The organism is Seonamhaeicola sp. NFXS20, from assembly GCF_049132085.1.
GTDB lineage: Bacteria > Bacteroidota > Bacteroidia > Flavobacteriales > Flavobacteriaceae > Seonamhaeicola.
In genome coordinates, this window is the sequence record NZ_JAFMPU010000001.1 from 341909 (window position 1) to 367206 (window position 25298).

Sequence of the window (25298 nt, forward strand, 5' to 3'; positions counted from 1 at the left end):
AATAGATTTTTTATTAAGATATTTGCATAGTAATATATAATTTACATTGAATTAAATTTTATTTCATGTAATTATTTAGGTAAGTAAAATGGATTTAGTAAAAGAGATAAACCGGTTAAGAAAAGAAAAAAATGCTGTTATTTTAGCACATTATTATCAAGAAGGTGCTATACAAGATATTGCTGATTATGTAGGTGATAGTTTAGGATTGTCTCAAAAAGCAGCAGAAACAGAAGCAGACATCATTGTGTTTGCAGGCGTGCATTTTATGGCAGAAACAGCCAAAATATTAAACCCTTCAAAAAAGGTTGTATTGCCAGATGTAAATGCAGGGTGTTCATTAGCAGATTCATGCCCACCAGAATCTTTTAAAGAGTTTACAGCAAAACACCCAGACCATATTGTAATTACTTATGTAAACTGTTCAGCAGAAATTAAGGCATTAAGTGATATTGTTTGTACCTCATCAAACGCACTAAAAATAGTGAACTCGGTACCTAAAAACACACCTATCATTTTTGCTCCCGATAAAAATTTAGGGCGCTATATAATGAAAGAAACAGGAAGAGACATGTTGCTTTGGGATGGTAGTTGTGTGGTACATGAAGCCTTCTCTATGGAAAAGTTAATTGAGCTTCACCAAAAACACCCAGACTATAAAATTATTGCACACCCAGAATCTGAAGAGCATATTCTAAATACTGCTACATACATTGGTTCTACTTCTGGAATGATAAATTATGTAAAAGACCATCAAGACGAAAAATTTATTGTTGCTACAGAAGCAGGTATTTTACATAAAATGCAATTAGAAATGCCTAATACAGAATTAATCCCAGCACCCGCTGTAGAAGATAATACTTGTGCCTGTAGTGAATGTCATTTTATGAAAATGAATACCATGCAAAAGTTATACAATTGTTTGTTGAATGAAACACCTGCAATTGATGTACCGGAACCATTAAGAACCCGTGCCTTATTACCAATAGAACGTATGTTAGAACTTTCTAAATAAACCATGTTAGAAACACATTACTTAGTTATAGGATCGGGGGTTGCAGGATTAACATTCTCAGTAAAAATTGCCGAAAAATTTCCTGAGCAAAAAGTTGTTATTGTAACTAAAGGTAGCGAAGACGAATCTAACACTAAATATGCTCAAGGTGGGGTTGCAGTAGTGTTAAATAAAGAAGAAGATTCTTTTAAAAAACATATTAAAGACACCCTTGTTGCTGGCGATGGATTGTGTAAAGAATCTGTTGTTGAAATGGTGGTGAAAGAAGGTCCACAACGTTTAAATGAACTTATGGAGTGGGGCGCTAATTTTGATGAAGATAGCACAGGAAATCTTGATTTAGGTAAAGAAGGTGGCCACTCAGAATATAGAATAGTTCATCATAAAGACCTTACAGGAGCAGAGGTAGAACGTACCTTATTAAAAAGAGTACACCAATTACCAAATATTACGTTACTTTCGCATCATTTTGCTATAGATTTAGTAACAAATCACCATATTAAAAATAGTGAAGACGCTAAATTATCTTGTTACGGAGCCTATGTGTTAAACCAAAAAAACGGAAACATTATTAGAATAAAGGCTAATGCTACATTATTAGCTTCGGGTGGTATAGGCTGTGTTTATGGGCACACTACAAACCCAGTGGTTGCTACGGGCGATGGAGTAGCTATGGCTTATAGGGCTAAAGCTAGAATAAAAGATATGGAATTTGTTCAATTTCATCCCACAGCATTGTATGAGGAAAATGGAGAATCGGCTTTTTTAATTTCAGAAGCTGTTAGGGGGTTTGGTGCTTATTTAAGAAATAGTAAAGGCTATCGGTTTATGCCCGATTATGATGAAAGAGCAGAATTAGCATCAAGAGATATAGTCTCTCAAAGTATTGATACCGAACTGAAAAAATCGGGAGATAATCACGTGTATCTAGATTGTACACATTTAGATATGGAAGGCTTTAAAAAGCACTTCCCAACTATTTATGATAAATGTTTATCACTTCATATAAATGTTGAAACCGATTGGATTCCTGTTGTACCAGCGTCTCATTATTTATGCGGAGGTATAAAGGTTAATAAAAAAGGTAAAACCACTGTAGAAAATCTTTTTGCCTGTGGTGAATGTTCTAGAACAGGATTGCACGGAGCTAATAGATTAGCATCAAATTCATTATTAGAGGCTTTAGTTTATGCACACAATATTTTTAAGTATCTCAGTAAAAATAAATACAAAAGTAAAGATATTGTTATTCCAGAGTGGAATGATGAAGGTACTGTAATACCAGAAGAGCACGTGTTAATTAAACATAACCTTAAACGTTTACAAGCTTTAATGAGAGATTATGTAGGTATTGTACGTAGCAATAAACGCTTAAAACGTGCTATAAAACATTTAGATTTAATTTATGCAGAGGTTGAAGATTTATACCGAGAATCTAAAATAACAGCTTCGCTTTGTGAATTAAGAAACATGGTTAATGTAGCGCATCTTATAATTACCCAATCTCTAGAACGAAAAGAAAATAAAGGAGGCTATTTTAATAAAGATAATGTAAAAAAATAAAGAGACTCTAAATTAGAGTCTCTTTTAAATTACCTGTATTTTTAATGGGCAAAAAAAGTTTATTTACTTAGCATTAATAATTCATTACAAAGTATTTCGGTTATGTATCTTTTTTCACCTTCTTTTGTTTCATAACTTCTATTAGTTAATTTACCTTCAACAGCAATTTCTTTACCTTTTGTAATGTAATTTTCAACTACGTTAACTAGACCACCTTTTACAACTATATTATGCCAATAGGCACGTTCTACTTTGTTGCCATTTTTATCTTTGTAACTATCATCTGTGGCAAGTGTAAATTTAGCCATTTTGTTGCCATCATTGAAGTTAATAATTTCAGGGTCTTGACCTAATCTTCCAATCAACTGTACTTTGTTTCTAAGTGCGTTCATAATTTTAAATTTTTAATGTTAAACAGTTAATACTATCGAGTTCTTATGTTTCGACACTGCAAATATGAATTAACCTCCAAAAAATATTCGGTTATTACTTATTTAAAATCGTTTGTAAATGTTTGTAGTCGTTTGTAAACGGATAATATTTTTTGTATATTAGTCTTTATGGCAAAACAATGTTTAGAATGTGGCGAAAAAATTGTAGGCAGAATTGATAAAAAGTTCTGTAGTGATGGTTGCAGAAACGCATACAACAATCGCGTAAACAAAGACAGTAAAAACTTAATACGTAACACTAATAATAGGCTTAGAAAAAACTACAGGATTTTAGAAGCTCTTAATCCAAACGGAAAAACAAAATTATCAAGAGCCAAACTTATTGAGCGGGGTTTCGATTTTAATTACTTCACTAGTATTTATACCACCAAAGTTGGTACCGTATATTATTTTGTATATGACCAAGGTTACTTGCCTTTAGAAAATGATTATTACGCTTTGGTTAAAAGAGAAAGCTAAGTGTAACAAAATTATTTTTAATGCTACTAGTAAATGTATCTTATTTTTATGATTTTAGCTGCCAATTTTCAAGATATTATGTTTCCTGTTTTAATGGTTTTAGCAATAATAATCTTTGGGTTTTTAAGCTATTATTTAGGCAGAAAACAAACCATTCTCAGAAAGTTTTCAAAGTTTAATTTAAGGAGCATAAATCAATTTAAAAACAATGAATTAACAAAAATTACAGGTAAAGTTTTGCATGTGCATGAGCCTTTTGTAGCACCTTTTACTAAGCGTAAATGTGTTATTTATTATATTAAGATAGAACAAAAAAAGAGTTCTGGTAAAAACTCTTATTGGAAAACTTTGGTTGAAGAAGAAAAAGTTCAGGATTTTTTTATTAAGGTAGAAGGGGAAGTAGTTATGGTAAAACCTGTTAAAGAGCCTAAAAATTATTATAATTATTTAGTAGAAGACAAAAGCGTTTCTTCGGGATTTTTAAACAACCCAACACCAGAATTTAAAAAAATACTAAACCGTTATAATATTGAAAGCGAAACTATTTTAGGTTTTAATAAAACGTTACGTTATTCTGAAAGAATTTTAGAAGTAGGTGAAACAGTAACTATTGGTGGTGTTGCAAAATGGAAGTCTATAAAAGAGCCAATAAAAGGGTATAGCTACTCTAAAATTGCAGCTCTAGAAAGTAGCGTAACACAAAAACTTATTATTACAGATTTACCAGAAGCAAAAACACAAAAAAGAAAAAGGATATAATTTTACTTCCAGGTTTGTCCTTTTAATGCCATGGCAGCTTTTAACACATCTTTCTGGCTTATTTGACCCACCAATTTACCATTTTCTACTATAGGAAACCTTCTGTGTTTAACCTCTAAGAATTTTTTAGCAGCATCAAAAATATTCATATTGCCATCAATAGTATCTACATTTCGAGCCATGAATTTTTCAATGGTTTTATCTTGCATTGGCATGTTATAATAGCGACTTTCACTAATTTGTTTTATACAGTCTCCTTCAGAAATAATTCCAACCAATTCATGTTTGTCATTTACAACAGGTCCACCAGATATTCTATTTTTAATTAGGGTTTGCATAACACTCTCAATAGTTTGCTCTGGGGTAAAGGTTATCAAATCTCTAGTCATGTAATCACTCACCTTTAAAGGTGTGTTATCTGTAGTATTTGTTTGTTGCCTTCTGGCACCCTGAAAACTTTTTATTGCCATAATTTTTTAGTTTAGATATTACTAAATGTAAATATTTTTTTTGAGTTTTCCTAAAAGCACATGGTATTAAACATTTAAGTTTGTGTTTAATTTTGGCATTGTTTATGTTTTAAAATTAAAAAGTTAAGCCTATTATTAAATAAAAGACGTTCTTTTAAGAGTTTCAATGTTAATTTTTTTTAGATTTAGGCCCATTAAATTTTTGTAATAAAATGAAGCAGAAACAATTTAGCTGAAGTTTCAAAAATGTTTAATAGAAATTACATTAATCAATTAGTTAAATACAATAAAGAGATGAAAAAATTATTAGGATTAATTTTATTAATGAGTAGTTTTATGATTAACGCTCAAAGCAACTCAGAATTAATTTCTCATTATGAAGCTTATTATGAGCAAATGATAAAACAAGGAGATGTTCAAGGAATAATTAATGCCATGACGCATTTAAATGTATTATCTCCATCGCAGGCAAGAAAAGATACACTGGCTTACATTTACATGGATCAAGGGATGAATAGACAAGCCCTTAATACTATTGGTATTGAAAAAAATCCAAACGATTCTGATATAGCAATTCAAGTAAAAGCGTTGTCTTTAAAAGCTCTTAAAAGACCAGAACTTGCTATTCCTTTTTTTGAAGAAATGTTTAAAAGAGATCCTAACCCTTTGGTTGCTTATGAGCTAGCAGAATTAAACATACAACTAAGAAAAACAGGTGAAGCAGAAAAACATATTATTTATGGTTTAGCAAACTCTAAAGATGATATGAAAAAAGCGTTTTTTGAAACCCAAACGCCTTATGAAGTACCTTTAAAATCTGCTTTTATGTATTTAAATGCTCTTAATGTTTATAACAAAGACACAAAAGCTAATATAGATGCTGCTGTTGATATTTTAGATGCAGCTTTAAAAGAATCGCCTAATTTCAATATGATTCAAATTACAAAAAATGAATTATTAAGACAAAAACAGGTGTTGCAAGCTCAAGAAGCTCAAACTAAAAATTAAGAGAAACAACAAAAAACCGGCATTTTAATGCCGGTTTTTTATGAAGCTATGTTAATTATTGTGGTTTTTCTATATTTAAATTATCAAACTCTACTTTTTTGTTCATTTGCAGGTTAAGATTAGAAAATGCAACTAACAAATCTTTTACAGTATTAAGAAGTTCCTGTTTGGTAGTGGTAGATAAATTAGATAAACTTTCTAGTTTTAAAAATTGTGTTTCAAAAGCACTTATTCTGGCTTCTATTGAAGGAGATTTTACAGCCTCAGGAATATTTTTTCTTAAGTCTGTTAGTGTTGTTTTTATGGTTTCTCTGTTATCATGAAAAAATCCTAAATCGGCTTTTTTAATCTCAAAAATTACACCTTGAAGTTGGTTGTATTCTGCCCAATTTGCAACAATAGTTTCAGTTTTTTCATCTAGAAGAAAATCAATATAGTCAATTTCTGAAATTTCTTTTTCTGTAAGCTCTTTATTTTCGTTTTCTACATTATCATTAGTCTTATTTTCCTGATTTTTACAAGAAAGAAAAATAAAAAACAAACAAAGAGAGTATGTAAATAATTTACTCATAGACTGGCATTTTATAGTATAACGCAAATATATAGTAATAGTTTATTTTTTAAGTTAATTCGTTTAAAATCTAATTAATTGTATATTTGAAAGCACCCTAAATCTAACATCAAATATTAAAAAAATTATGCTCGAAAATTTTTGGTTTAATGTAGAATATGGTATTAATCATGTGCTAGATATCAATGGCTATGACCATGTTTTATTTTTAATGGTTTTAACCGTTCCGTATATGTTTAAAAATTGGAAACGGGTTTTATTATTGGTAACAACTTTCACAATAGGTCATACCCTATCATTAGTGTTGGCGGCATATAGTATAATACGTGTTAATGGCGAAATTGTAGAATTTTTAATACCTGTTACCATTTTAATTGTAGCCCTTTTTAATGTGTTTACCGCAGGTAAAAGTGCACAAAAAGAAAAAATAGGTGTATTGTTTATATCTACTTTATTTTTTGGTTTAATACACGGTTTAGGTTTTGCGCGTGAGTTTCATATATTGGCAGGAGATTCTGATAACAAACTTCTTCTACTATTAGAGTTTGCTTTAGGTATTGAGATAGCACAAATTATAATTGTATTTGTGGTGCTCTTTTTAGGCTATATTGGGCAAACAATTTTTAGGTTTTCAAAAAGAGACTGGGTTATGGTAATATCAGCTGTAGTAGTTGGTTTGGTAATTCCTATGATTTTAAACAGTGATTTTTTAGCCTAAAATTCAATAATCTCTAACTTTATAAAACTTTTAACTAACAAGCATTGTAATTAAAATACTAACCAAGTATCTTCGTTATACTATTTTGTTTGTGAAATTAATATGTTTGTTGAAGTAATTTAAAACTCACATCATCAACTATCAAAAATAAATGCCAAAAGAAAAGCAATTAAAGTACGATAAAGCCTATTTAAGAATGGCAAAAGAATGGGGAAAGTTATCGTATTGTAAGCGTAAACAAGTTGGTGCCATTATTGTAAAAGATAGAATGATAATTTCTGATGGATACAACGGTACACCAACAGGATTTGAAAATTTTTGCGAAGACGATGAAGGCTACACTAAATGGTATGTGTTACATGCCGAAGCTAATGCTATTTTAAAAGTAGCATCATCTACACAAAGTTGTAAAGGTGCCACGTTATACATTACATTATCACCATGTAAAGAGTGTAGTAAATTAATTCATCAAGCAGGAATTGTTCGAGTAGTTTACAATACAGCATATAAAGATGATTCTGGTTTAAAATTCTTAGAAAAAGCTGGAGTAGAATTAACATTAATTGAAGATTTATCAGAATAAATGTCTAGTCAAAAAAAATATTTACCATTAGCCTTAGGTATTGCTATTGCAATAGGAATTTTTATTGGTGGTAAGTTAAATTTTAGTGACACTCCAGACAGATTGTTTACCAAAAACAGTAAAAAAGACAAACTAAATAGGTTAATAGATTATATAGAGTATGATTATGTTGAAGATATAAACACAGATAGTATTGTAGATGTTACAGTTAATGGTATTTTAGAAAATCTAGACCCCCACTCTGTTTATATTCCTAAAGAAGATATGCAGCGCGTAGCCGAAAATATGAAAGGAGATTTTGTGGGTATAGGTGTAAGTTTTTATACTTACAGAGATACAATTACTGTTATTAGAGCTATTGAAGGTGGTCCTAGTGATAAAGCGGGTATAAAAGGAGGAGACAGAATTTTAATGGCAAATGGCGATTCACTCTACGGAAAAAACATTAAAGATACAGATATTGTAAAACGATTAAAAGGACCAATAAATACCAAAGTAAATTTAAAAGTATTTAGAAAAGGAGAACCAAAACTTTTAGATTTCACAGTAAAAAGGGGTGTGGTTCCAATTAAAAGTGTAGATGCAGCCTATATGTTAACCAATAAATTAGGCTATATAAAAGTGAATCGTTTTGCAGAATCTACTTATAGAGAATTTAAAAAAGGACTTGATAAGCTTATAGATTTAGGTGCTACCGAAATTGCATTAGATTTACGTGGTAACCCTGGTGGATTTTTAGGAATTGCAGAACAAATAGTTGATGAATTTTTAGAAAACAAAAAATTAATCCTTTTTACCAAAAATAAACGCGGCCATGTAGAAGAAAGTTTTGCTACAAAAAAAGGCGACTTTGAAAAAGGTAAAGTATATGTGCTTATTGATGAAAACTCAGCTTCTGCAAGTGAGATTGTAGCAGGCGCACTTCAAGATAACGATAAAGGAATTATTATAGGGCGTCGCTCGTATGGTAAAGGCCTAGTACAACGAGAAATGGATTTAGGCGATGGAAGCGCCGTTAGGCTAACAGTATCTAGATATTACACACCTACAGGTAGGTCTATTCAAAGGCCATATAATAATGGACGTAAAGATTATTTTGAAGAATATTTTGACAGATTAGATAGTGGTGAGCTGCTAGACCCAACTAAAATTGAAGTAGCCGATTCTTTAAAGTTTACAACCCCAAAAGGAAAAGTAGTGTATGGTGGCGGAGGCATAATTCCAGATGTGTTTGTACCTATTGATAATGGCTTGCATAACGAAACACTAAAATTTATTGAAGAATATCAATTTTTTGATAATTTTATTTTTAGGCAATTAGATAAAGATCGCCATGTTTACGATGATATTTCAAGAAATGATTTTATTGAAAATTTTGAAATTGATGATGAAATGGTTGTTCAATTTCAAGATTATGTAAATACACAAACCCGATCTAAAGTTACTTTTGTGGCTTATCACAACGAAGTAAAACAATACTTAAAGGCAACTCTTGCCGATCAACTTTTTGGTAATGGTGCTTTTGAAGAAGTTTTCAATCAAGCAGATATTATGATTGAAGAGGTAATTAAGTTAAGTGAAGGAGAGTAATCTTTTTTCTTAGGCTGAAGAATTTGATTTAGATCTTATTTATTAAATCTTATCGTGCACCTTAGTATGTTTTCCATTATTCCAAAGCGTTAAAATATCGGTTGCTACCTGTGCGCCACTTCCAGAGGCTATTGCAAATTGACTACGCCAGCCAGCTAGTGTTCCTGCAACATACAGGTTTTTTTCAATTACATGATCTGTATTTCTTAACCAAACACGCTCTTTTTCGGTGGCAGCTCTAGGGTGAGGTTCAATATACTCTTCTAAACCTTTAATGTTAATTAAGTTTGTATAACCAACAGCTATTACAACTATTTTAGATTGATATTTGTTTTTATTGGTTTCTATATTAAAACCATCAGCATTTTTAGAAATAGACAGAACTTTTTCGTTATCTATTTGTTCTACATGCGGGTATAAATTTGTAAGTTGTTGTTTTCCGTTTTCAAGAATAGATGCGCCAGTAGTGCCGGGAGTTAACCCCAAAACATTATTAAATAAAGCTGTTTGTAAATGTGAGTTTTTTTGGTGTACAATAATGCCAATGCGTTTACTTTTAGCAAAGGTTTTATTTTTTGCAGAACCTAACACCAAAGCACAAGACAAACCCGCAGCTCCACCGCCAACAATTAAAACATCAAACATATTATTTTCTTTCTTTTACTTTTTGTTCTATACGTTTAGATATTCTTAGAATAACCATTAAAATAATTGCACACAAGGCAGCTACAATGGTTATTAAGGCAACAATGCTGTCGCCTTCAAAAGGAGCTTTAAAATCTATTTTTGTAGCGTTAAAAATTGTCATAGCGGTTGCTAAAAAAATAATAATAGCAGAAGTAATTCTCATAATTAGTTGAATAAAATTTTAATATTTTCGGCAAAAAGCTTTACGGCAATAGCTAAAAGTACAACACCAAAAATTTTTCTAATTATACTAATACCATTTTGCCCTAAAAAACGCTCAATTGATTTTGATGTCTTTAAAACTATAAAGATAAGAATCACATTTAAAATTATGGCTATAATAATATTTTCAACCCTAAATTCAGCTCTTAAAGATAGTAATGTAGTTAAACTACCTGGGCCAGCAATTAACGGAAATGCTAACGGAAATATAGAGGCTGTCATAACATTATTCTCTTCTTCTTTATAAAGGGTAATGCCAAGAATCATTTCTAAGGCTATAAAAAATAATATAAAGGCGCCAGCAATTGCAAAAGAGTGAACATCTATACCAATAAGGTTTAGAATACTTTTTCCTAAAAATAAGAATAGAATCATGATACCTCCAGCTATTAAAGAAGCTTTTTCACTTTGAATATGTCCTGCTTTTTTGCGTAAATCTATAATAATAGGAATGTTACCAATAATATCTATAACAGCAAATAATACCATAAATGCTGTAAATATTTCTTTTAATATTAGTTCCATGTCATTTTTTTTAAATTTTGCGCAAAGGTCGGTATTTAATACTATATTTTAATGTTAAATTAAATGTAAAGTTTCTCTATTTTTGTTGCATGTTTCAGTTAGGAAAAACAATCGTTTCAGAAGATATTTTAAAAAAAGATTTTGTGTGTAATTTATCGGCATGCAAAGGGGCTTGTTGTATAGATGGTGATGCCGGAGCACCGCTTGATAAAGATGAAACACAAATTCTAGAAGATATTTATCCTAAAGTAAAACCCTTTTTAAGAAAAGAAGGGATAGATGCTATTGAGCGCCAAGGAGCTTATATTACTACAGAAGATGGTGAATTAGAAACGCCATTAATAAATAATGCAGATTGTGCTTATGTTATTTTTGATGAAAATGATGTGGCGCTTTGTGGTATTGAAGAAGCTTATAATCAAGGTGAGATTTCCTGGAAAAAGCCAGTTTCTTGCCATTTATATCCCATAAGAGTAGCAAATTACTCAGAATTTTCAGCAGTAAATTATCACAAATGGCAAATTTGTGATGACGCTTGTGAGTTGGGAGAAGAATTAGGCGTGCCTATATACAAGTTTGTTAAAGAGGCTCTCATAAGAAAATTTGGAGAAGATTGGTACGTAGAGTTAGAAAAAGTTGCTAAATCTTTTTAACACTAAAAAAAATACACTTTCACAAACCTTAAAAATTCCTTTATTTTATAGGGGTTGTAAGTTAATTTTGTATTATTTTTTTGTAAACTTTTTGTTTTCTTAAAAAAGTTAAATAATTGATAATAAATTAATTAGGTATTTTTTCTTGTAAACTTTCTAGTATTCAAGGTTTTATTTTTTTGTTAAAAACTTGTTGAAAAGGTTTTTTAGGGTACTAAAAAACATATTAATCATTTTACAATCTTTGTGATACTCAATTCTGAGTGAAAAACACAATTTTTTAGCTTGTTAATCAACTTGTTAAAGATGTATTTGGTAATTGCCATATACATTTAACCATAAATAAATTTTGTTGAAACTTTATTTGTAAGATAATAATTTCAATAAAATAATTAAAATACATCAAATGTTAGGGTGTATTTTCAGGATTATCCTGTTAGATTTTGTTCATCAATATTTAACCAAAACCAATACATGGAAATAACACATATTATTAAACGGGACTATGAAACAACCCCTTTCGTTTTAGACAAAATCACAAATGCCATTGAAAAGGCTATGCTTTCTGTAAACCATGGTACAAGACAAGATGCTAAAGAAATCTCAGACAGAGTATTTGAATCGCTTTTAGCACGAAAAGCAGTTGATACAAGGTATATTCCTACCGTAGAGCAAGTACAAGATATTGTAGAAGATAAGCTAATGGATAGTGCCTTTCACAATGCTGCAAAAGCATACATTCTTTACAGAGATGAGCAAGCGCGAAAAAGACAGTCTAATATTTTTGAAAAACGTATTAATTTAAAACCTTATGAATATCCAGATTTGTATGAGTATGTAAATGCTATTAGACATTCATACTGGATTCATACAGAGTTTAACTTTACAAGTGATATTCAAGATTTTAAAGCACAATTAACACCTGTAGAAAAATCGGCTATTAAAAACACCATGTTGGCTATTTCTCAAATAGAAGTGGCGGTAAAAACATTTTGGGGAGACATTTATCAAAAAATGCCTAAACCAGAAATAGGGTCTGTTGGAGCCACATTTGCTGAAAGCGAAGTACGTCATCATGATGCTTACTCTCATTTATTAGAAATTTTAGGTTTAAATGCAGAGTTTAAAGCCTTGAAAAAGAAGCCAGTAATTATGCGTCGTGTCCATTATTTAGAAACGGCACTTAAAAATTCTAAAAGTGAAAATATACAAGAATACGCAGAGTCTATTTTGTTGTTTTCTTTGTTTATAGAGCACGTGTCATTATTCTCTCAGTTCTTAATAATAATGGCTTTTAATAAGCATAAAAATATGCTAAAAGGCATATCAAATGTTGTAGAAGCTACTTCTAAAGAAGAACAAATTCATGGCGATTTTGGTATAGACGTTATTAAAATAATTAAAAAAGAAAACCCAAATTGGTTTGGAGATAACTATAACGAAAAAATTCAAACCATTTGTAAAGAAGCCTTTAAAGCAGAAAGTGACATTATTGACTGGATATTTGAAGAAGGCGAATTAGATTTCTTACCCAAAGACGTGGTAAATGAATTTATAAAAAATAGATTTAATAACTCATTAGAAAGCATAGGTATTGATAAGATTTTTGATATCAATGAAGAATTATTAGCACAAACCGAATGGTTTGATGATGAAATTATAGGCACCAAACACGGTGATTTCTTTGTAAAACGATCCATTAACTATAGCAAAAGAACTAAAAGTATAACTAGTGACGACCTTTTTTAAAATATGAAAATTAAAACAAACCTACAAGACAACACAACAGAGCAACAATCTAACTACGAGAAATTAATTGATGCTAGAAAAGAGCAAATTAAAAATTTAAAAAATTCTGACGAAACTGAAGGATTTAAATGGTTAACTGAAAATAGCCGAAAATTTTTAGCATCAGGATACTTAACCGAAGGTGCCACTCCAGAAGGTAGAATTCGTGAAATTGCAGAAAGAGCAGAACAAATTTTAAAAATTGATGGGTATGCAGACAAGTTTTACCATTACATGTCTGAAGGCTTTTTCTCATTAGCATCTCCAGTATGGAGTAATTTTGGAAAAAAGAGAGGCTTACCAATTAGTTGTTTTGGCTCTAACATTTCTGATGATATGGGTAATATTCTTTATACCCAATCTGAAGTTGGTATGATGTCTAAGTTAGGCGGCGGAACATCGGGTTATTTTGGAAATTTAAGACACCGTGGTGCACCAGTAAAAAATAATGGGTCATCATCGGGTGCTGTACATATCATGCAGCTTTTTGAAAAAATGGTTGATGTTGTTAGTCAAGGGTCTGTAAGAAGAGGTAGGTTTTCACCATATTTACCAGTAGAACATCCAGATATTAATGAGTTTTTAGAAATAGGTACCGAAGGTAATTCTATTCAAGAATTAACACACGGTGTTTCTGTTACCGATAAATGGATGCAAGAAATGATTGATGGCGATGTTGAAAAACGTTCTATTTGGGCTAAAGTTATTCAGCGTAGGGGAGAAATAGGATATCCTTATATTTTCTTTAAAGATCATGCCAATAACCAAGCGCCAGAAGTATATAAAGAAAATAACCATAAAATTGTGGCTAGTAATTTGTGTACAGAAATTATGCTACCATCAAACGAAAAATGGTCGTTTGTTTGTGTATTATCCTCTGTAAATTTATTGCATTACGATAAGTGGAAAGACACAGATGCTGTTGAAACTATGGTTTACTTTTTAGATGCTGTAATTACAGAATTTGTTGAAAAACTAGAAGTTTATAGAGACTCTGATGATTTAGATGACAGACAAACATTTATGTTCATGGAGCGTGCTTATAATTTTGCAAAAGCAAATAGAGCCTTAGGTTTAGGAGCATTAGGATGGCATTCTTTACTTCAATCTAAAATGTTACCATTTGATAGCACCGAAGCATTTAATTTAAATAGCGAAATCTTTAAATTAATAAAAGAAAAATCATATAAAGCGTCTGAGGAATTAGCAGAACTGTACGGAGAGCCAGAAGTAATGAAAAGCTATGGCAGACGCAACGCTACTTTAAACGCCATTGCGCCAACAACATCATCGGCATTTATTTTAGGGCAAGTGTCTCAAGGTATTGAACCTATTTGGTCTAATATTTACGTAAAAGATATTGCTAAGATTAAAACCACTATTAAGAATCCGTATTTAGAGAATTTACTTGAAGAAAAAGGACAAAATACAACAGAAGTTTGGAGAAGTATTAGAGATCATGATGGTTCTGTGCAACATTTAGAGTTTTTAACAGAGCACGAACGCGATGTGTTTAAAACCTATTCTGAAATAGACCAATTGAATATTGTTTATCAAGCAGCAAACAGACAAAATCATATAGATCAAGGACAATCTGTAAATATTATAGTGCACCCAGATATGCCTGTTAAAGACATAAATAAAATTTATGTTACTGCATGGAAATTGGGCCTAAAGTCTTTATACTATCAGCACAGTATGAACGCAGCTCAAAAATTTAAGCAGAAAAAGGAATGTACTAGTTGCGAAGGTTAAAAGAGAAATTAATTTTCTTTAAGTGGGTATTCCCTCCTCACGGGGGGATCCCAAATTTAAACAAAAAAGCATCCTAAATTAGGATGCTTTTTTATGGAAAATGGATTATTTAATTAATCTAAAATATTCTCAGCTAAGGTATTTTCATTTTCAGCCATTAAAGCAAAAAACTTATCAATATTAGGAAGAATTACAATACGTGTTCTTCTATTTTTAGCTCTATTTTGCCAAGTGTTATTATCGGCAATTGGTTGGTAACTACTTCTTCCTGCAGCTATTAATTGCTCTGGAGCTACATTAAATTTATTTTGTAATCTTCTAACTACAGAAGTAGCTCTAAGTACACTTAAATCCCAGTTGTCTTTAATCTTATCAGTATTTATACCTCTAGAATCTGTATGGCCTTCAACCATAACATCTAAACTAGGTTCAGAATTAATTACTTCTGCTAATTTGGTTAAAATTTTATCTGCTTTAGAGCTTACTATGTAGCTTCCACTGTTAAATAACATTTTATCTGAGATAGAAATCATAACCACTGTTTCATCAATATTTACTGCTATATCTTCATCTTCATTAATATTGTTATTATTAATAGCACGTTGTAGGTTGTAAGCTACTGCTAAATTCATAGAATCTTTAAGCGTTTTAGCTTTATTTAGTTTGTCTGCATCAACGTTTTTTAGTGTAGCTCGCATTTTAGCTTTGGCGTTGTTAGACATTATAGTGCCGTTTTTTAAAGTTTCAAATTTAGCATTGTTTTCTTCGGTAAGTGTGTTAACGTCTTCTTTTAAAGAAGTTATTTTGGTGTTATACTCATTAACTCTAGCTTGAATTTTAGAAAATTTGGTTTCTAAATCTTCCTTTTCAACGCGTGTTTTTGTTAATTCACTTTTTATCTGACCATTTTCATGCTCTAAAGCCAAATATTTTTTTTTAGAAACACAAGAAAAGGTTAAGGTAGCTAATAATAAAATTGCAAATTTTTTCATAATAATAAATTAGGTTTACTTCATTTACGTAATGAATATAAATCTAGATTATTAGTTTATGAATTATTCTTCTTCTTTGCTGTGTTCATTTTCAACAGATGCTGGAATTACTGTTGCATCATGAGAGTTGTAATACTCTTCTAAAAGGCTCATAGTTGCGGTTAACAAGTCTTTAGTTTCTAATAAAACACCAAAATATAATGTGGTATTTTTAGGGCTAGATTCCTCTTTGCGTGTACGTTCTACTTGTTTTTGGATTTTATCAGTTAAAAGATTAAAAAGGGTATGTTTTCTTTTAAGTACAGATCCTATTTCGTCAAAAGAGCCAGATTTAAAGGCGCTTCTAGTATCATTAAATAATATTTCAAAAGCATCATCAATTTCTTTAAGCTCTTTTATTTGACTGAATTTTAATTTTTTATGATTATTGTTAACATGTTTGAAGCTTGTGTTTGAGATGTACGTTAAAGATTGAGCCATGTCTTGTAAGTATCTTAAAATACTTAAATAAAAGTTACTAGCTTTAACACTTGGTTCATCTAAATTTTTAATGAAATAGAATATATTATCTTTTAAATCTTCAATTTCTTCAGTTAGTTTTCCTACTTGTGTTTTATTTTTTTTAAGCACTTTAAGGTTATGAGTGGCAAGACCATTAACCGCGTTGGTGTAAATTCTATTACTACGTTTAACAACGTTTGCAATATTGTTTGCACTTTCTAAAATAACACCTTGTGTAGAACTGCTTTCGGCTTTTTGTAAACTATCTTCAGCTTTTAATTCTTTTGTTTTTTTTCTGTGATTTAAATAATTTCTAACTAAAACTATTAAAGCAAAAGCAATTAAAGCTACTAGTGCATAGCCTCTGCCATAATATATAATTAAAGCCATTATTGCAGCCGCAACAAAAGCACTTAGAGCAGTAAAAAACCAACCACCAATAACGTTTAATACACCAGCAACTCTATACACGGCACTTTCGCTACCCCAAGCTCTATCGGCTAAAGAGGTTCCCATAGCTACCATAAATGTAACATATGTAGTTGATAAAGGTAATTTCATTGAGGTGGCTAAAGAAATTAACACACTTGCAACCATAAGGTTAACAGCTGCTCTAACTAAGTCAAAAGCAGGAAGATCTTCTTTTTTAATGGCGGCAGAAATAACAGGTTCTTTGAATTGTTGAGCTATAAAATGTTTAAAATTATTAGGTATAAGACTATTAAAATTTTCTGATGCAGCAATAGACATTCTAACAATGTTTCTAGATAAAAAGTTGGGTTCAAAACGTTCTTTTACATCATCTTGTCTAGATAAATCTACCGATGTTTTTACAACTGCTTTAGCCTTACTAGAAAACCATAAGGTTAAGACCATAATTAAACCTGCTGCCAACAATATATAAGTAGGTGTATAGATTTTATTGCTAAGACTTTCCATAGTAAATTCTTTGGCTGTTAAACCAAGTGTGTTTACTTCTGGGTTTCCAAAGTCTAAATAAGCCTGATAAGCACCTGTTGTAGGTCCTATAAAGTTTACTAAATCATTTCCTGCAAAGGCAACAGCTAAAGCAAATGTTCCTACAACAATAATAATTTTGTAAATATTGGTTTTAAGTAGGGTCATAATTAGTAATGAAACTAATGTAAAGAGGGTAAAACCTATGGCAAGAACCATTGTGGTATTTCCAGAAATTAAACTTTTAATACTATCATTCATAAAGGTGGCATTCTTTATTCCTTTTATTAAAATAAAGTACATAATTGAAGTTACAGCAAAACCACTAAAAATAGCTCCGTAAAGTTTGGGTTTATTGTTAAAATTGAATGATAATAAAAGGCGCGAAACGTATTGAATAATAGCACCTACAGAAAAAGCTACTACAACGGACAGCAAGATACCTAGAATGATTTCTATTGCCTTTTCGTTATTAATATAATTACCAATGTCTAATAAAGACAGGTTATCATCTAATGAAATTTTTATAAGAGCCATAGAAACAGAAGCTCCTAAAAGCTCAAAAACTATAGAAACTGTTGTAGATGTTGGTAGTCCCAAGGTATTAAAGAAATCTAGCAGAAGAATATCGGTTATCATAACCGCCATGAAAATAATCATGATTTCATCAAACACAAATTCACCAGGAACAAAAATACCTTTACGAGCAATTTCCATCATTCCGCTAGAAGACATAGCTCCAAAAGCCACTCCTATACTAGCTACAATCATTAAAGTTTTAAAGGAAACAGCTTTTGAGCCAATTGCTGAATTAAGAAAATTTACAGCATCATTACTTACACCAACAACTAAATCTGCTATTGCTAAAACAGCAAGAGCGATAATCATAAAAGTATACAGATTGTCCATTCAAATAAGGGTAAAATATATTGAAAACAAATGTCTTATTTTTAATTCAACCAAATGTTACGGAAATGTTATGTTCTTTCTGTATTTTATTTATTTCTAATGAAATTTTAAAACAATTATACTACTCTTATTGAGTTCTTTTTATGTTAAGAAATTTTATATATTATAATGTTTTAAAAATCAACTATTTATAAGTTTAATGTTAAATTAATGTTATGTAAATGTTGCGTATATGTAAAATCAATTGTATATTTGTTATATAAATATTAATTAAAACCCCACATACAATGAAAAAATATATCTTAATATTAGCAGTTTTATTTATAGGAACATCTGTTTTTGCTCAAGAAAGTAATGCAAAAGTAAAACGTGTTCAAAAGAAAGAATTAACAGAGGCAACTTACTTTTATGCCGATGGAAGTATACAACAAAAAGGTACTTTTAATAAAGCCGGAAAACTTCATGGTACATGGACAAGTTATGATAAAGCAGGTAACAAATTAGCTGTTGGAAATTATGAAAATGGCAAAAAGGTTGGAAAATGGCTTTTTTATGCTAACGGTGTTGTAAATGAGGTAAATTATGTAGACTCTAAAATTACAAACGTTGCAACAACTAGTAAGGCAGAAGCTCTTTAATGAGTAGAACAGTAGAATTAATTGAATAAAAAAAGCTCCCAATTGGGAGCTTTTTTTATATATCTAAACTCATTAAAATTTAAGTGAGTAACCAAGTGAAAATTCTGTTCCTGGTTGTCTTAAAGAAAATATTTGATCTTGTGCTTTAAAAGATTCAAACACGCTTTCTCTTTCATCACCTAAAATATTCTTCACTTTAAAATCAATTGAAGAGTTTTTATTCTTACCAAAAGTAAAATTAGATGTAAAGTTTAAACTATGGAAAGGTTTGGTGTAAACATCAGGAAAATAACCATTACCAACTATTTCTAAGGTTTTACCTTGTACGTTGTAAAACACACCAGTTCTTATACCAGAGTCTCCAAAATTATAATCTAACCCTCCGTTTATTAAGTAAGGAGCCATACCTTGTAAATCACGTGTTCTATCTACAGTTTCACCAGTTTTTATAACACCATCTGCTGTACGTAATTGGTATTCAAAATCAGACATTTCTAATTCAGATTGTGTATAAGATGCATTAGCAGTAAACTTTAAATTTGATAAAGACTCACTTAAAAACCCAAAGTTTTGACGAAACTCAAACTCTGCTCCGTAAACTTTAGAATCTCCTAAGTTAGCTACCGTATATTGAGGTGCAGCTGAACTTGTATTTGGCATAAATACAATTTCTATAGGGTCTTTAAATGATTTGTAAAAACCACTAAGCGCAATCATTTGGCCTTCTTCTTTAAAGATTTCATATCTTAAATCGAAGTTGTTGATATAAGTTGGACTAATAGGATCATAAATAATAGCTCCACTGGAGTCAAACTTACCAAAGGCATTACCTAAAAAGGTATCGTTAGTTACAGGATCATAAATTTGAGCACTAGAAGCTTCTTTAAAAGAAGGTCTTGCTGTAGTTCTAGAATAAGATGCTCTTAAATTAGATTCATCAGATAGTGCATAAATTAAATTAGCTGATGGGAACACGTCAAAGTTTTCAATAATTTTTTCTCTTACGTAGGCTGTACCATCGTTTTCCTCACCTGTATAGTATTGAACATAATTTTCTGCACGAATACCTAATACTGTTTTTAATTTTTCAGATAAATTAAATTCAGCAGAAAAATAGGTAGCACTCACTTGTTGTTCACCTTCATAAGCATTAGAAGGTTCAAAGGCATTTTCTATGGTTAAGTAAGTACCTTCATCAGTATCTGGAGTCCAAATATTTTCTGGCTGTAATAATAAGTTAGTATCACCATCTGGAATAATAACATTGGTAGAGGTGAAAGAGTACTGATCTACACTAAAATCTCTAAATTTATAGGTATGTGCTCCACCAAATTTTAATTTAGCAGGTCTGTTAAGGATAGTAGCTTTTTTACTAAAATCGGCTTTTCCAGACCAGTTTTCTTCAGTTAAGCTTCTCCATAATTGTAATGGATAACTAGAAGAACTTGGAGAGATAAAATAATCGCCATCATCACTAACTTGTAAAGGTGTAATTCTGTGATCTTTATCGTAAACTCCAGTAAATGTTGGTGATAATTTCCAATCAAAATTCCACTCACTATCAGCACCAAAAGCATGAGACCCAGCAACTAATAAATTAGTTATAGAGCGTTGGGTGTATAACAAACCATCTTTTACAATAGGCTCAAAAGAACCAACCCCACCACTAGTATTTACTTGTTGAGATAAAAAGTTAGAGGTAGATTCACCGTTTTGTATATGTAATAAATTTATTTTAAACTTAGAACGATCTGTTTTATAAGTAATTCCTCCTAAAGCACTTAATAATACAGAATTTATGCTTTCTGATCCTGAACTTGTTCTACTAGCATCTAACTCATAAATATCGCTAGAACCAGAAGTAACACGTCTAGTATAACGACCATCAATTCTATTTTCATAGAAAGTTACATCGTTTTTGTACGAAACGGCTACTTGATAACCAATTTTGTCACTATTTTCAAGTGCATATTGGTTACCTAAAGTAAAACCAAAATTAAAGTTAGCACCGTTAGTGAAGTTAGTGGCTTTTAGTTGTTTTTCAAAACGACTCGTTAAAGATGTTAATAAGATTTTATCTTCAAAAGTACCAGGAATTGGTTGGTAACGATTAATTGGTAAACTTCTTGTACCATCATCAAAACCAAAAATATCGGTATCGCTTCCTTCATATTCTAAAGCATTGTCATTAAAATGCATGTCTGGGTTGTAAGCAGCTCCTACTGATATAGAATATTCTGCTTTTGTAGGGAAATCTTTTGTAATAATATCTACAATACCTCCAGTAAAATCGGCAGGGTGTTCTGCAGCAGCAGATTTAACTACTACAATATTATCAATAATGTTTGTAGGAAACACGTCCATTTGAACTGTGTTTCTATCGGGGTCTAAACCAGGAATATCAACACCATTTAAAATAGATTTAGAATATCTGTCTCCCAGACCTCTAACGTATACATATTTTCCGCCTTGAACAGAAACTCCAGGAACACTTCTTACGGCACTTGCAGCATCACCTGCACCAGTTTTTTTAATACTTTGTGCAGATAAAGCATCTAATAGTGTAACTGATTTTTTCTGAAGCGCTAATGCAGAACTTTCTGTATTTCTTTTGATAGATTGAGTAATAACTACTGTTTCTAAAGAATTTGATGCTAGTGTAACATCTAAGAAAGTTTCTTGTCCAGCTTTTATAACTACATCGGCAATTTCTTTAGTTTCATAACCAACAAAAGAGAAAAGAATTGTATAAGTACCGGCTTCTAAATCTAGTTGATATTTCCCTTCAAAATCTGAAGTGGTACCTGTTGTAGTTCCTTTAACTAGTACGTTAGCAAATGCAAGCGGTTCATTATTGTAGTCGCCATCAATAATATTTCCGGTTAAAACTCCGGATTGTGCGTTGGCAACATCAAATAATCCTATTGCAAATAGAATAAGAACTATTAAATAATTTTTCATAAATGTGATTTATATACTACTGCCCACCTAGTGAGCAGTAGTTACTTATTTGTTAAAAATAGTTTGATTAGAAGCCTAAACTTCCAGCTGTATTAGCGTAAGTCCAGCTAAGAGCAGAAGTAGTAGCTCCAACAGTTTGACTTCCTTGAGTTACAGCAGTAGCAGTATCTCCAAAACCTGTAACTGTAACATTTTCTGCTTTGTTAGCAAAAATGCTAGTTACATCTGTAACACCACTTGGCAATACAATTTCCCAAGTTCCTAAAGTAATTAAACCATCATTCCAGTTGGTAGCAACACCATCGTTATCTAACTCAACATCTGAAGAATCTTTAAATCCGTAAGCATATACACTATTTACGTGTCCTTGAGCGTTACTTCTAAAATCTGCATATTCACCGTTAGCAGTTGTAGTATTACCAATCATTGTTAAATCATTGATAGTAAATTCACCATCAATAGAACCTTCTGGACCGTCAATTTCTAAACCGTGGTCTGAATCATCACCTAAAACAACAACAGCATTAGTAATGGTTCCAGAGTAAGCTTGGTCAATATCTAAAGCATCATCACCTTGAGCCCAAACTAATAAGTTAGAAGCGTTTACAGTTCCACCAAAGAACTCAACACCATCATCAACGTTAGCAACAACTTCAACATTATCAATTGTAGTACCTCTACCAACACCACCTAATGTTAATCCGTTAATTTCATTTCCTTCACCTAATAAAGCACCACCGTGGCGGATAGAAACGTATTGTAAAGTACCAGAACTATCTTCATCGTCAAAAGTTTCACCGTTAGCTAAATCTACACCATAAAGACCAAATGTATCATCTGCAGCAATACCCTCTATGTTAGCAAGACCAGTATCTCCAGAAACAGAGATTGTAGCTTTACCTAACATAATAAGTCCACCCCAAAGACCTTTGTTAGCAGAAGTTAAGTTAGTTCCTGCAGTTTGTCCTGGCTCTATATTATCGCTCTCAGAAGTAAAAATAATTGGAGCGTCAGCAGTACCCACAGCAATAATTTTAGCACCTCTAGCAACAATTAAAGCAGAAGATAAAGAACCTGTACCCGCTCTACCTTTAATAATTGTACCAGCTTCTATGGTTAAAGTAACACCTTCTTGTACTACTACTTTTCTATCTAACACATAAATATTATCAGATGTCCAAGTTTCATCTAAAGCTATACCACCTGCTTTTATAATTGTTTCGTAATCTTCGTCTCCATCACTATTGCCATCATTATAATAGTTGTTTGTAGTTTCCTCAACAATTATAGGCGTGTCATCATCTTGTAAACATCCTGTAAATACTAAAGTAGATGCAATTAAAAGAGTTAAAATTATTTTTTTCATGAGTTTAAATTTTAGATAATTTTTTTGTTCAATTTTATGGTGCAAAGAAATGCACGTAATATGAACATGGTGTTACCAACAAGTTAAAGAACAGTGATAAAAGGGTTATTATAATGTTATGAGAAAAGTGTTTTTTTAAATAAACAAGCAACAATTTCTTAACATTAAAAAACAAGATAATTTACCTTTGTTGCAGAAAAATATAAAGTGAGTGCTTTTAAAACTAAAAAAGTTTATTGAAGTTAACTAGATAAAAAAACAAAAGAAGTATTATTACTAAATTTCTTTTTTGTCAATATTTTGGGCTGAAGCTACTTCTGTTATTGGTAAAGAAAAAGCTTCTAAGGAAAGTTTAATTTCGGCTGGTTGATAAGAATCTACATGTACTTTAATTTCTTTAGTTTCGTAACCAGCAAAATTACAAACCAAGGTATAATCACCATTTTTAAGGTTTTCAAAAAGAAACATTCCAGAAATATCAGAAGTTACACTATTTGAAGTGCCTTTAATAGAAACATTAGCAAATGGTAAAGGTGTGTTATCCATTTCTTTATCTAAAATTTTACCAACAATTAACCCTGTATCTTGGGCAATAGCGCTTGTTGCAAACAAAATAAAAAATAAAATTGCTAATTGTTTCATTTTTAAGCTTATGGGTTTGTAAGTTGCAAATAACCGATTTTATTAAATTTTTAATGTTATGTAATTGTTATTGGTGTTTCAATTTTAGGTTAGCTTAATGTTAAGAGATTTTAGAATTTATTTTTACTGAATTTATTTATCTTGCTTGTTCTTAAATAAAACACATGAACTGGGAGCAATTATTGTCATTAAAACGCTATGGCGACACTAATAAACGCATAAGAAAAGAACAAGACGAAACACGATTAGGTTTTGAAGTAGATTATGATAGGGTTATTTTTTCATCAGAGTTTAGAAGCCTTCAAGATAAAACGCAGGTTATTCCACTTTCGCAAACAGATTTTGTTCATACAAGATTAACGCATAGTTTAGAGGTTAGTGTAGTTGGGCGCTCTTTAGGTAGAAAGGTAGGGCAAAAAATTCTTGAAAAGTACCCGCATTTAAGAAATGTTTATGGGTATCAAGCTAATGATTTTGGTGCCATTGTAGCCGCCGCAGCTTTAGCACATGATATTGGGAACCCTCCCTTTGGACATTCAGGTGAAAAAGCTATTGGAGAGTTTTTTATTAACGGTGAAGGTAAAAAATATAAAAACGAATTAACACCAAAAGAATATCAAGATTTATGTGATTTTGAAGGGAATGCTAACGGATTTAAGATAATAACCCAAAATAAGTTACGCTTAAGTTATGCAACCTTAGGGGCTTTTATGAAGTATCCAAAGGAATCATTACCTAAAAAGCCAACTAACCATATTGCCGATAAAAAGTATGGGTTTTTTCAATCTGAAAAAAAAATATTTGAAAACGTAGCTCAAGACTTAGGTTTATTAAAACGAAATGAGAAACATATAAGCTTTTCAAGACATCCGCTAGCATATTTAGTAGAAGCAGCAGATGATATTTGCTATACTATTATAGATTTTGAAGATGGTATTAACCTAGGATTGATTGAAGAAGAATTTGCTTTAGAATATTTAATTAATCTAGTAAGAGAAACCATTAAAACAGATACTTATTACGCTTTAACTAATAAAGAAGATAGAGTAAGTTATTTAAGAGCGCTAGCAATAGGCACCCTTATTGATGAAGCTGCCAATATTTTTATGAGATATGAGGAGGAAATTTTAAAAGGAAACTTTGATTGTGCTTTGTTAGATAAAAGTAAATACGATGCACAAATAAAGGATATTATAAGAATTAGTGTAGAAAACATTTATCAATCTGAAGAGGTTATAGATAAAGAAATATCGGGTTATCAAATAATTAATAAGTTACTTAGTATTTACACTAAAGCTGTAAACAATAGTTTTAACGGAACGGCTTCAAATTATGATAAGCTTATTTTAAAACGATTACCAAAAACCATCAATTTTTCTCAAGAGAATTTGTATGATAGATTATTAGCTGTCTGTCATTACATTTCATTACTATCTGATAGTAAAGCTATATTGAATTTTAAGACTATTGAAGGGGTAACGTTTTAGTATTGTATTGCAACTTGTTTTGTGTAC

24 protein-coding genes are annotated in these 25298 nt (G+C 31.0%); 13 read left to right on the forward strand and 11 right to left on the reverse strand.

What is annotated here, in order from left to right:
- Window positions 1-88 precede the first annotated feature (88 nt).
- Together nadA and nadB are read left to right on the forward strand one after the other, a co-directional pair.
- The gene (gene nadA / locus J1D01_RS01575) at window positions 89-1015 is read left to right on the forward strand and encodes a quinolinate synthase NadA (RefSeq protein WP_372935109.1); all 927 of its coding nucleotides are present in this window, start codon (window positions 89-91) and stop codon (window positions 1013-1015) included.
- A 3-nt stretch (window positions 1016-1018) separates the two neighbouring features.
- A complete protein-coding gene (gene nadB, locus J1D01_RS01580; RefSeq protein WP_421149598.1) occupies window positions 1019-2578 on the forward strand; it encodes an L-aspartate oxidase in 1560 nt (519 codons plus the stop codon).
- Between the two features lie 59 nt (window positions 2579-2637).
- On the opposite strand, the gene J1D01_RS01585 is transcribed toward nadB, so the two are convergent.
- Window positions 2638-2970, reverse strand: a complete 333-nt coding sequence (locus J1D01_RS01585) for a single-stranded DNA-binding protein (RefSeq protein WP_372935113.1) — start codon at window positions 2968-2970, stop codon at window positions 2638-2640.
- A gap of 168 nt (window positions 2971-3138) precedes the next feature.
- Between J1D01_RS01585 and J1D01_RS01590 the strand changes: the two genes are divergently transcribed.
- Together J1D01_RS01590 and J1D01_RS01595 are read left to right on the forward strand one after the other, a co-directional pair.
- A complete protein-coding gene (locus J1D01_RS01590) occupies window positions 3139-3489 on the forward strand; it encodes a hypothetical protein (RefSeq protein ID WP_372935115.1) in 351 nt (116 codons plus the stop codon).
- A gap of 33 nt (window positions 3490-3522) precedes the next feature.
- Window positions 3523-4248, forward strand: coding sequence for a hypothetical protein (locus J1D01_RS01595; RefSeq protein WP_421149599.1), 726 nt, complete (start codon window positions 3523-3525; stop codon window positions 4246-4248).
- Between the two features lie 2 nt (window positions 4249-4250).
- Here the strand turns inward: J1D01_RS01595 and J1D01_RS01600 are convergent, their stop codons facing one another.
- Window positions 4251-4718 (reverse strand): CBS domain-containing protein, encoded by a 468-nt coding sequence (locus J1D01_RS01600; RefSeq protein WP_372935118.1) that lies wholly within the window; start codon window positions 4716-4718, stop codon window positions 4251-4253.
- Window positions 4719-5012: 294 nt separating this feature from the next.
- Between J1D01_RS01600 and J1D01_RS01605 the strand changes: the two genes are divergently transcribed.
- Window positions 5013-5726 (forward strand): tetratricopeptide repeat protein, encoded by a 714-nt coding sequence (locus J1D01_RS01605; RefSeq protein ID WP_421149600.1) that lies wholly within the window; start codon window positions 5013-5015, stop codon window positions 5724-5726.
- A 55-nt stretch (window positions 5727-5781) separates the two neighbouring features.
- Here the strand turns inward: J1D01_RS01605 and J1D01_RS01610 are convergent, their stop codons facing one another.
- Window positions 5782-6297: a hypothetical protein gene (locus J1D01_RS01610; protein WP_421149601.1), complete on the reverse strand. Its 516-nt coding sequence runs from the start codon at window positions 6295-6297 to the stop codon at window positions 5782-5784.
- Window positions 6298-6424: 127 nt separating this feature from the next.
- Here J1D01_RS01610 and J1D01_RS01615 point away from each other — a divergent pair, with 127 nt between their 5' ends.
- From J1D01_RS01615 to J1D01_RS01625, 3 genes are all read left to right on the forward strand, one after another.
- Entirely contained in the window at window positions 6425-7015 is a 591-nt protein-coding gene (locus J1D01_RS01615; RefSeq protein WP_372935123.1) for a HupE/UreJ family protein, read from the forward strand.
- A gap of 151 nt (window positions 7016-7166) precedes the next feature.
- Entirely contained in the window at window positions 7167-7598 is a 432-nt protein-coding gene (locus J1D01_RS01620) for a deoxycytidylate deaminase (protein ID WP_372935125.1), read from the forward strand.
- A complete protein-coding gene (locus tag J1D01_RS01625) occupies window positions 7599-9188 on the forward strand; it encodes a S41 family peptidase (RefSeq protein WP_372935127.1) in 1590 nt (529 codons plus the stop codon). It abuts the gene before it with no gap.
- Between the two features lie 42 nt (window positions 9189-9230).
- Here the strand turns inward: J1D01_RS01625 and J1D01_RS01630 are convergent, their stop codons facing one another.
- Genes J1D01_RS01630 through J1D01_RS01640 form a run of 3 tightly spaced genes read right to left on the reverse strand, consistent with a single transcriptional unit; the run spans window position 9231 to window position 10622 of the window.
- The gene (locus tag J1D01_RS01630) at window positions 9231-9833 is read right to left on the reverse strand and encodes an NAD(P)-binding domain-containing protein (RefSeq protein WP_421149602.1); all 603 of its coding nucleotides are present in this window, start codon (window positions 9831-9833) and stop codon (window positions 9231-9233) included.
- 1 nt (window position 9834) lies between these two features.
- Window positions 9835-10038: a hypothetical protein gene (locus J1D01_RS01635; RefSeq protein WP_421149603.1), complete on the reverse strand. Its 204-nt coding sequence runs from the start codon at window positions 10036-10038 to the stop codon at window positions 9835-9837.
- A gap of 2 nt (window positions 10039-10040) precedes the next feature.
- Window positions 10041-10622 carry a MarC family protein gene (locus J1D01_RS01640; protein ID WP_076698576.1) on the reverse strand — a complete coding sequence of 194 codons (582 nt, stop codon included), beginning with the start codon at window positions 10620-10622 and terminating at the stop codon, window positions 10041-10043.
- Window positions 10623-10711: 89 nt separating this feature from the next.
- On the opposite strand from J1D01_RS01640, the gene J1D01_RS01645 reads away from it, so the two are divergent.
- The 3 genes from J1D01_RS01645 to J1D01_RS01655 all read left to right on the forward strand — a co-directional run bounded on the left by J1D01_RS01645 (window position 10712) and on the right by J1D01_RS01655 (window position 14818).
- Window positions 10712-11275: a DUF3109 family protein gene (locus tag J1D01_RS01645; protein WP_372935133.1), complete on the forward strand. Its 564-nt coding sequence runs from the start codon at window positions 10712-10714 to the stop codon at window positions 11273-11275.
- Between the two features lie 474 nt (window positions 11276-11749).
- Window positions 11750-13024 carry a ribonucleotide-diphosphate reductase subunit beta gene (locus J1D01_RS01650; protein ID WP_372935135.1) on the forward strand — a complete coding sequence of 425 codons (1275 nt, stop codon included), beginning with the start codon at window positions 11750-11752 and terminating at the stop codon, window positions 13022-13024.
- Window positions 13025-13027: 3 nt separating this feature from the next.
- A complete protein-coding gene (locus tag J1D01_RS01655) occupies window positions 13028-14818 on the forward strand; it encodes a ribonucleoside-diphosphate reductase subunit alpha (protein WP_421149604.1) in 1791 nt (596 codons plus the stop codon).
- A gap of 113 nt (window positions 14819-14931) precedes the next feature.
- Here the strand turns inward: J1D01_RS01655 and J1D01_RS01660 are convergent, their stop codons facing one another.
- Together J1D01_RS01660 and J1D01_RS01665 are read right to left on the reverse strand one after the other, a co-directional pair.
- Window positions 14932-15810: an OmpA family protein gene (locus J1D01_RS01660; RefSeq protein ID WP_372935139.1), complete on the reverse strand. Its 879-nt coding sequence runs from the start codon at window positions 15808-15810 to the stop codon at window positions 14932-14934.
- 63 nt (window positions 15811-15873) lie between these two features.
- Complete coding sequence (locus J1D01_RS01665) at window positions 15874-18177, reverse strand: inorganic phosphate transporter (protein ID WP_372935141.1); 2304 nt, start codon at window positions 18175-18177, stop codon at window positions 15874-15876.
- Window positions 18178-18464: 287 nt separating this feature from the next.
- On the opposite strand from J1D01_RS01665, the gene J1D01_RS01670 reads away from it, so the two are divergent.
- Complete coding sequence (locus J1D01_RS01670; protein ID WP_076698568.1) at window positions 18465-18815, forward strand: toxin-antitoxin system YwqK family antitoxin; 351 nt, start codon at window positions 18465-18467, stop codon at window positions 18813-18815.
- 72 nt (window positions 18816-18887) lie between these two features.
- Here the strand turns inward: J1D01_RS01670 and J1D01_RS01675 are convergent, their stop codons facing one another.
- The 3 genes from J1D01_RS01675 to J1D01_RS01685 form a co-directional block, all read right to left on the reverse strand.
- Window positions 18888-21776, reverse strand: coding sequence for a TonB-dependent receptor (locus J1D01_RS01675; RefSeq protein ID WP_372935143.1), 2889 nt, complete (start codon window positions 21774-21776; stop codon window positions 18888-18890).
- Between the two features lie 67 nt (window positions 21777-21843).
- A complete protein-coding gene (locus J1D01_RS01680) occupies window positions 21844-23142 on the reverse strand; it encodes a hypothetical protein (protein WP_421149605.1) in 1299 nt (432 codons plus the stop codon).
- A 276-nt stretch (window positions 23143-23418) separates the two neighbouring features.
- Entirely contained in the window at window positions 23419-23784 is a 366-nt protein-coding gene (locus tag J1D01_RS01685) for a carboxypeptidase-like regulatory domain-containing protein (protein ID WP_421149606.1), read from the reverse strand.
- A gap of 164 nt (window positions 23785-23948) precedes the next feature.
- Here J1D01_RS01685 and dgt point away from each other — a divergent pair, with 164 nt between their 5' ends.
- Complete coding sequence (gene dgt / locus J1D01_RS01690; protein ID WP_421149607.1) at window positions 23949-25271, forward strand: dGTP triphosphohydrolase; 1323 nt, start codon at window positions 23949-23951, stop codon at window positions 25269-25271.
- Window positions 25272-25298: the final 27 nt, after the last annotated feature.

Coding starts and splice junctions, on each gene's coding strand:
- nadA (WP_372935109.1), top strand. CDS start 89: ATGGATTTAGTAAAAGAGATAAACCGGTTAAGAAAAGAAAAAAATGCT.
- nadB (WP_421149598.1), top strand. CDS start 1,019: ATGTTAGAAACACATTACTTAGTTATAGGATCGGGGGTTGCAGGATTA.
- J1D01_RS01585 (WP_372935113.1), bottom strand. CDS start 2,970: ATGAACGCACTTAGAAACAAAGTACAGTTGATTGGAAGATTAGGTCAA.
- J1D01_RS01590 (WP_372935115.1), top strand. CDS start 3,139: ATGGCAAAACAATGTTTAGAATGTGGCGAAAAAATTGTAGGCAGAATT.
- J1D01_RS01595 (WP_421149599.1), top strand. CDS start 3,523: ATGTATCTTATTTTTATGATTTTAGCTGCCAATTTTCAAGATATTATG.
- J1D01_RS01600 (WP_372935118.1), bottom strand. CDS start 4,718: ATGGCAATAAAAAGTTTTCAGGGTGCCAGAAGGCAACAAACAAATACT.
- J1D01_RS01605 (WP_421149600.1), top strand. CDS start 5,013: ATGAAAAAATTATTAGGATTAATTTTATTAATGAGTAGTTTTATGATT.
- J1D01_RS01610 (WP_421149601.1), bottom strand. CDS start 6,297: ATGAGTAAATTATTTACATACTCTCTTTGTTTGTTTTTTATTTTTCTT.
- J1D01_RS01615 (WP_372935123.1), top strand. CDS start 6,425: ATGCTCGAAAATTTTTGGTTTAATGTAGAATATGGTATTAATCATGTG.
- J1D01_RS01620 (WP_372935125.1), top strand. CDS start 7,167: ATGCCAAAAGAAAAGCAATTAAAGTACGATAAAGCCTATTTAAGAATG.
- J1D01_RS01625 (WP_372935127.1), top strand. CDS start 7,599: ATGTCTAGTCAAAAAAAATATTTACCATTAGCCTTAGGTATTGCTATT.
- J1D01_RS01630 (WP_421149602.1), bottom strand. CDS start 9,833: ATGTTTGATGTTTTAATTGTTGGCGGTGGAGCTGCGGGTTTGTCTTGT.
- J1D01_RS01635 (WP_421149603.1), bottom strand. CDS start 10,038: ATGAGAATTACTTCTGCTATTATTATTTTTTTAGCAACCGCTATGACA.
- J1D01_RS01640 (WP_076698576.1), bottom strand. CDS start 10,622: ATGGAACTAATATTAAAAGAAATATTTACAGCATTTATGGTATTATTT.
- J1D01_RS01645 (WP_372935133.1), top strand. CDS start 10,712: ATGTTTCAGTTAGGAAAAACAATCGTTTCAGAAGATATTTTAAAAAAA.
- J1D01_RS01650 (WP_372935135.1), top strand. CDS start 11,750: ATGGAAATAACACATATTATTAAACGGGACTATGAAACAACCCCTTTC.
- J1D01_RS01655 (WP_421149604.1), top strand. CDS start 13,028: ATGAAAATTAAAACAAACCTACAAGACAACACAACAGAGCAACAATCT.
- J1D01_RS01660 (WP_372935139.1), bottom strand. CDS start 15,810: ATGAAAAAATTTGCAATTTTATTATTAGCTACCTTAACCTTTTCTTGT.
- J1D01_RS01665 (WP_372935141.1), bottom strand. CDS start 18,177: ATGGACAATCTGTATACTTTTATGATTATCGCTCTTGCTGTTTTAGCA.
- J1D01_RS01670 (WP_076698568.1), top strand. CDS start 18,465: ATGAAAAAATATATCTTAATATTAGCAGTTTTATTTATAGGAACATCT.
- J1D01_RS01675 (WP_372935143.1), bottom strand. CDS start 21,776: ATGAAAAATTATTTAATAGTTCTTATTCTATTTGCAATAGGATTATTT.
- J1D01_RS01680 (WP_421149605.1), bottom strand. CDS start 23,142: ATGAAAAAAATAATTTTAACTCTTTTAATTGCATCTACTTTAGTATTT.
- J1D01_RS01685 (WP_421149606.1), bottom strand. CDS start 23,784: ATGAAACAATTAGCAATTTTATTTTTTATTTTGTTTGCAACAAGCGCT.
- dgt (WP_421149607.1), top strand. CDS start 23,949: ATGAACTGGGAGCAATTATTGTCATTAAAACGCTATGGCGACACTAAT.